Annotated in this window: 5 protein-coding genes; 2 read left to right on the forward strand and 3 right to left on the reverse strand. The window is 66.4% G+C overall.

Translation table 11 applies throughout. The annotated features are described in order from the left end of the window. Positions 1-2,032: phosphate acetyltransferase (pta, locus tag CC207_RS18950; protein ID WP_088852574.1), on the reverse strand; the 2,032-nt coding region annotated here is incomplete at its 3' end. A gap of 32 nt (positions 2,033-2,064) precedes the next feature. Beyond that, the gene (locus CC207_RS18955; RefSeq protein ID WP_028689532.1) at positions 2,065-2,367 is read right to left on the reverse strand and encodes a DUF3565 domain-containing protein; all 303 of its coding nucleotides are present in this window, start codon (positions 2,365-2,367) and stop codon (positions 2,065-2,067) included. Between CC207_RS18955 and CC207_RS18960 the strand changes: the two genes are divergently transcribed. Both CC207_RS18960 and CC207_RS18965 read left to right on the forward strand, forming a co-directional pair. Then, positions 2,366-2,851 (forward strand): peptidylprolyl isomerase, encoded by a 486-nt coding sequence (locus tag CC207_RS18960; RefSeq protein ID WP_028689533.1) that lies wholly within the window; start codon positions 2,366-2,368, stop codon positions 2,849-2,851. The genes CC207_RS18955 and CC207_RS18960 overlap by 2 nt on opposite strands. 146 nt (positions 2,852-2,997) lie before the next feature. Continuing rightward, a complete protein-coding gene (locus CC207_RS18965) occupies positions 2,998-3,480 on the forward strand; it encodes a glutathione peroxidase (RefSeq protein ID WP_028689534.1) in 483 nt (160 codons plus the stop codon). A 272-nt stretch (positions 3,481-3,752) separates the two neighbouring features. On the opposite strand, the gene fecA is transcribed toward CC207_RS18965, so the two are convergent. After that, complete coding sequence (gene fecA / locus CC207_RS18970; RefSeq protein ID WP_088852568.1) at positions 3,753-6,062, reverse strand: TonB-dependent Fe(3+) dicitrate receptor FecA; 2,310 nt, start codon at positions 6,060-6,062, stop codon at positions 3,753-3,755. Positions 6,063-6,163: the final 101 nt, after the last annotated feature.

The raw sequence follows: 6,163 nt of genomic DNA on the forward strand, positions 1-6,163 counted from the left end.
CCTGCGCCCCACGGGGCAGGTCGTTGACCGGCTTGCGCAGACCTTGCAGCATCGGCCCGAGGCTGACGCAGTCGGCGCTGCGCTGCACCGCCTTGTGCGTGGTGTTGCCGGTGTTCAGGTCGGGGAACACGAACACCGTGGCGCGTCCGGCCACCGGGCTCGACGGCGCCAGTTGCCGGGCGATCTCGGGGTTGGCGGCGGCGTCATACTGCAACGGCCCGTCGATCAGCAGGTCGTGCTCGGCCTGCTGCGCCAGGCGCGTGGCTTCGCGTACCTTTTCCACCTCCTCGTCGCTGGCCGCCGAATCGCTGGAATAGCTGAGCATCGCCACCCGTGGCGCGATGCCGAACGATTCGGCGGACTCGGCGCTCTGCCGGGCGATTTCGGCCAACTCGGCGGCGCTGGGATGCGGGTTCATCACGCAGTCGCCATACACCAGCACCTGGTCGGGGAACAGCATGAAGAACACCGACGACACCAGGCTGCTGCCCGGCGCCGTCTTGATCAGCTGCAAGGCCGGGCGGATGGTGTTGGCCGTGGAGTGCACCAGGCCGGAGACCAGGCCGTCCACTTCGCCGAGGGCCAGCATCATGGTGCCGATCACCACCGGGTCTTCCAACTGCTGCTCGGCCATCGGCGCGTTGAGGTTCTTGCTCTTGCGCAGCTCGACCATCGGTTCGACATAGCGGCCACGGATCAGCTCGGGGTCGAGCACCTCCAGGTCCGGCGGCAGGCTGATGCCCTGGGCGCGGGCCACGGCCTGCACGTCCTCGGGCTTGGCCAGCAGCACGCAGCGGGCAATGCCACGGGCCTGGCACAGGGCGGCGGCCTGCACCAGCAGGGGCTCGGCGCCCTCGGGCAGGACGATGCGCTTGTTGGCCTGCTGGGCGCGCTGGATCAACTGGTAGCGGAACACTGCCGGTGACAGGCGCAGTTCCCGTGGCGTGCCGCAACGCTGGTGCAGCCAGGCCGCGTCCAGCTGGCTGGCGACGAAGTCGGTGATGAACTCGGCGCGCTCGCGGTCGTCCACCGGGATCTCGCGGTTCAGCGAGTTGAGCTGGTTGGCGGTGTCGTAGGAGCCGGTGCTCACCGACAGGATCGGCAGGCCGGCCTGCAGGGCACCGCGGCACAGCTCGAGGATGCGTGGGTCGGGCTTGCTGTCGCTGGTCAGCAGCAGGCCGGCCAGGGGCACGCCGTTGATCGCGGCCATGCACACGGCGAGGATGATGTCGTCACGGTCGCCCGGGGTCACTACCAGGGTGCCGGAGGTCAGCAGTGGCACGGTGTTGGCCACGGTGCGGGCGCAGATGATGATCTTGCTCATGCGCCGCTGGTCGTAGTCGCCGGCGTTGAGTACCTGGGCGCCGAGCAGCTCGGCCACGTCGCGGGTTCGCGGGGCGTTGAGCTCGGCCTGGTACGGGATGCAGCCGAGCAGGCGGAAGTCGTTGCCGCGCAGCAGCGGCGAATGCTCGCGCAGGCGCGTGGCGAAGTCGGCCATGCTTTCGTCGGTGCGCACCTTGTTGAGGATCACACCGAGCACCTTCGGGTCCCGCGGGCCGCCAAACAGCTGGGCCTGCAGTTCGACGCGACCGGACAGCTCGCTCAATACCTCGTTCTCCGGTGCCGACACCAGGATCACCTCGGCGTCCAGGCTCTTGGCCAGGTGCAGGTTGACCCGGGCGGCATAGCTGGCGTGGCGGGTCGGCACCATGCCCTCGACCACCACCACGTCCTTGCCGACGCAGGCTTGCTGGTAGAGGCGGATGATCTCCTCGAGCAGCTCGTCGAGCTGGCCGTCACCGAGCATGCGCTCGACATGCCCCAGGCTCAGGGGCGTGGGCGGCTTGATGCCGTGGGTACGGGCTACCAGTTCGCTGGAACGCTCCGGCCCGGTGTCGCCGGGGTGCGGCTGGGCGATCGGCTTGAAGAAGCCGACCTTTAGCCCCGCGCGCTCCAGGGTGCGCACCAGTCCCAGGCTGATGGAGGTCAGGCCGACGCCGAAGTCGGTCGGCGCAATGAAAAATGTCTGCATGCGTGCTTCTCGAAATAAGCGGTGCAAGGAATTCAGCGGCCAAGGGTATCGCTAACCGCCCCCTGCGCGCACCAGCCGCAGGCGAATACCTGGCCGATGCGCCGGGCGCGCTCGTCGGCATCGAGCACCCAGGGCCGGGCCTGCCACGGCGGCTGGTGGCGCAGGTGCTGGGTGTGGCCGCAGGACAGCTCGACCACCCAGTGGTCCTCCTCGTCGAGGTGGAAGCCGGTGATCCGACTGATGGGCGGCCCTTGGTCCGAGTCGCGTTCGCAATCGGTCGATGCGTTGGTTACACTTGTCCGTTCTACATTCTTTTGCAAAAGGTCTTGCCCCATGCTGATCGCCGCCAACAAGGCTGTCTCCATCGACTATACCCTCACCAACGACGCAGGTGAGGTCATCGACAGCTCCGCCGGTGGTGCGCCGCTGGTCTACCTGCACGGTGCCGCCAACATCATCCCGGGCCTGGAAAAAGCCCTGGAAGGCAAGCAGGCCGGTGACGAGCTGACCGTTGCCATCGAACCGGAAGACGCCTATGGCGAGTACTCGGCCGAACTGGTCAGCACCCTGAACCGCAGCATGTTCGAAGGCGTCGACCAGCTGGAAGTCGGCATGCAGTTCCACGCCTCGGCGCCGGACGGTCAGATGCAGATCGTCACCATCCGCGACATCGACGGCGACGACGTCACCGTTGACGGCAACCACCCGCTGGCTGGCCAGCGCCTGAACTTCAAGGTCAAGGTTGTCGACGTGCGTGAGGCCAGCGAAGAAGAAATCGCTCACCGCCACATCCACGGTGAAGGTGGCCATCACCACTGATTTTCTGCGCTAAGCTCAGAGAGTCGCCAGGCGCTCGGGCAAGCCGGACTTGCCCTCCTCAGGAGGGTGGACGGTTTGGCCGCGCGCCTTTTTAGTGGGCGGGATTCGCCCCAGCGGCAATCGGGAACCTGAGAGGGGATTTCATCATGAGTGCATTTCACGACCTGACGTTGAAGGCGTTGAACGGCGAGGACCTGCCGCTGGCCCCGTTCAAGGGCCAAGTGGTGCTGGTGGTCAATGTCGCCTCCAAGTGCGGGTTGACCCCGCAGTACAAGGCCCTGGAGAACCTTTATCAGGACTACAGGGACAAGGGCTTCAATGTGCTGGGTCTGCCGTGCAACCAGTTCGCCGGCCAGGAACCTGGCAGCGAGGAGGAGATCCAGGCGTTTTGCAGCCTCAACTATGGGGTGAGCTTCCCGCTGGGCGCCAAGCTCGAGGTCAACGGGCCGCAGCGTCATTCGCTGTACCGCCTGCTGGCGGGTGAAGGGGCCGAGTTCCCCGGCGATATCACCTGGAACTTCGAGAAGTTCCTGGTTGGCAAGGATGGCCGTGTATTGGCGCGTTTCGCCCCGCGTACCGCGCCGGATGATCCGACCGTGGTGCAGGCGATCGAGAAGGCGCTGGGCTGATTTGCGCTATTTGCCGGATACACGCTCTTCAGGCCACTCCACATCCTCTGTAGGAGATCGCCGAGCCCCGTGGGAGCGGCCTTGCGTCGCGAAAGGGCTGCGTAGCAGCCCCCGATTTCCGTGTTCATGCAACAATCGCCGGGGCCGCTTTGCGGCCCTTTCGCGACACAAGGCCGCTCCCACGCTGGAACTCTGCTCCCTGCGCGACAGCGTAGCCCTAAAGGCTGGGCGATCTCCTACAGGGAAGGCGTCTACCCCTCTGGCCCGCGCTGTCAGAACGCTACCGACGTCTGCACATACAACGTTCGCGGCTCACCCACGTACTTGCCCTTGTTGTTGTCGTCGAACGAGCGGGTGTAGTACTCGCGGTTGAGCAGGTTCTTCACCCCCACCGCCACCTTCAGGTTCGAAAGCTGCGGGCCGAAGTCATAGCCGGCGCGGGTGCTGACCAGCATGTAGCCGGGGATGCGCCCGGTGCTGCCGTCGGCGCTTTCGCTGCCAGTGTTGGCGTTGTCGGCGTACTGGCTGCTCTGGAAGCTGCTGTCCAGGTTCAACTGCCATGGGCCTTTGGTGTAGCCGATCCCCAGCGTGCCCTTGTGACGGGACGAGAACGGTACCTGGTTGCCCTTGTTCGGGCCGTCTTCGCGGATGGTGGCATCGACGAAGGCGTAGCCGGCGTGCACGTCGAAACCGGCCAAGACCGGGCTCAAGCCGTCGAGGGCGTAGCGCACGCTGGTCTCGATACCCTGGTGGCGGGTCTCGCCGCGGGCGATTACCGAGTCGTTGGTCTGGTTGCTTTCGTACTGGTTGTCGAAGTTGATCAGGAAGGCGCCGATCTCGGCCTGCAGGTCGCCATTGTCGTAGCGGGTGCCGACTTCCCAGGTGCGCGCCTTCTCCGGTTTCACCTCGCCGCTGCTGACCCGGTTGGGCATCTGGCTGTACTGCACGCTGCCGAACGAGCCTTCGGTGTTGACGTAGAGGTTCCAGTTGTCGGTGAGGTGGTACATCACGTTCAGGGCCGGCAGGGCGGTGTTGTAGCTGCCTTGGTACTGCTGGCCGTTGAGCTTGTTGCTCTGCTCGGAGTCGATCATCTCGTAGCGGATGCCCGGGGTGATGGTCCAGCGGCCGATGTCGATGCGGTCGTCCAGGTAGATGGCATGGGCCTCAGTGCTGCCGCGGGTGTCGCGGTCGTTGCGGCTGGCGGTGGTCGGCAGGGCGCCGTTGACCGGCTCGCGGTAGCGCAGTTCGTGGCCCGCCTCGTTGACGTAGCGGTAGCCGATGCCCAGTTCGTGCCAGCTGTCGCCCAGGGCCACGCCCTGCGAGAAGCGGGTCTCGATGCCACGCACCCAGTACTCGCGCGGCGACAGCGAGACGAAGCTGCCCTGGTCGAGGTAGCCGCTGCGCAGGGTTTTGGTGAAGAAGCTGTTGACGCTGAACTGACGGTCGTCCTGCTTGTAGTCGTAGCCCAGGTTGAACAGGGTGCGGCGGCCCCAGAACCTGTCCTTCAGGCGGGTCGACTGGTACGGGTCGGCGTCGAAGTCGGCAGTGCTCAGGCCGCCGGGCATTTCGGCTTCACCCTCGTAGTACTGGGCCATGGCATGCAGGCTGTTGGCTTCGTCCAGTTGCAGCTTGCCCTTGAGCATCAGGTCGTCGATCTGCGTGTCGCTGTGTTCGCGCCAGTCGCTGCCGCGGGTGCCGGAGTAGAGCAGGGCGCCGCCCAGGCCGTTGGCATTGGTGCCGCCGATCAACAGGTTGGCGCTGTTCTTCAGGCCATCCTGGCTGGACGAGGGGCTGATCTGGTTCTGCATCGCCGCCTTGAAGGTGGCTTCTTCGGGGATGGCACGGGTGACGAAGTTGACGATGCCGCCGACGTTCTGCGGCCCGTAGCGCACCGCGCCGCCGCCGCGCACCACGTCCACGGCATCCATGTTGCCCAGGCTGATCGGCGCCAGCGACAGCTGCGGCTGGCCGTAGGGGGCGAAGGGCACCGGGATGCCGTCCATCAGCACGGTGGAGCGCGAGGCCAGGCGCGGGTTCAAGCCACGGATGCCGAAGTTCAGTGCCAGGTCGTGGCTGCCGGTGCCGTTGTTTTCCGGGGCGTTGACGCCGGGGATGCGGTTGAGCACTTCGCGGGCGCTGCTGGCGCCGCTGCGTTCGAATGCCTCGCGGCGCACCACGTCGCGGGCGCCGGGGTGTTCGAAGACGTTGTCCTGGCGGGCCTCGGCCAGCCAGTCGCCGACCACGGTGGATGCGCCCAGCTCGACCGCGGCGTTGCCGACCGTGGCCGGCAGCGGTTGCAGGCTGTAGGCGTTGTCGGTCTCCTGGCGCGCCTGCAGGCCGCTGCCGCGCAGCAGGGCATCGAGCCCCTGGCCGACCTCGTATTGGCCCTCCAGGCCGGGGCTGCTCAGGCCCTGGGTCAGGCCCGGGCTGAACGAGATCAGCGCGCCGCTTTCGCGACCGAACTGGTTCAGGGCCTGTTCCAGTGTGCCGGGGGCGATGTGGTAGTCGCGGTGCTCGCCGGCCAGGGCGAGCGGGGTGGCGAGGAGCAGGGCGTAGGCGAGGGGGCGCAGGCGCAGGGGCATGTGACGGAGGTCCTGTGACAAGGGGTTCTGTCTTCTCTGTCACGCGAGGTTCGGGAAATGGCTCAACTGAGTTGAAAAAACGGGTGCTCCCGGGAACGGGC

It is taken from the genome of Pseudomonas sp. DrBHI1 (assembly GCF_002205115.1).
GTDB lineage: Bacteria > Pseudomonadota > Gammaproteobacteria > Pseudomonadales > Pseudomonadaceae > Aquipseudomonas > Aquipseudomonas mosselii.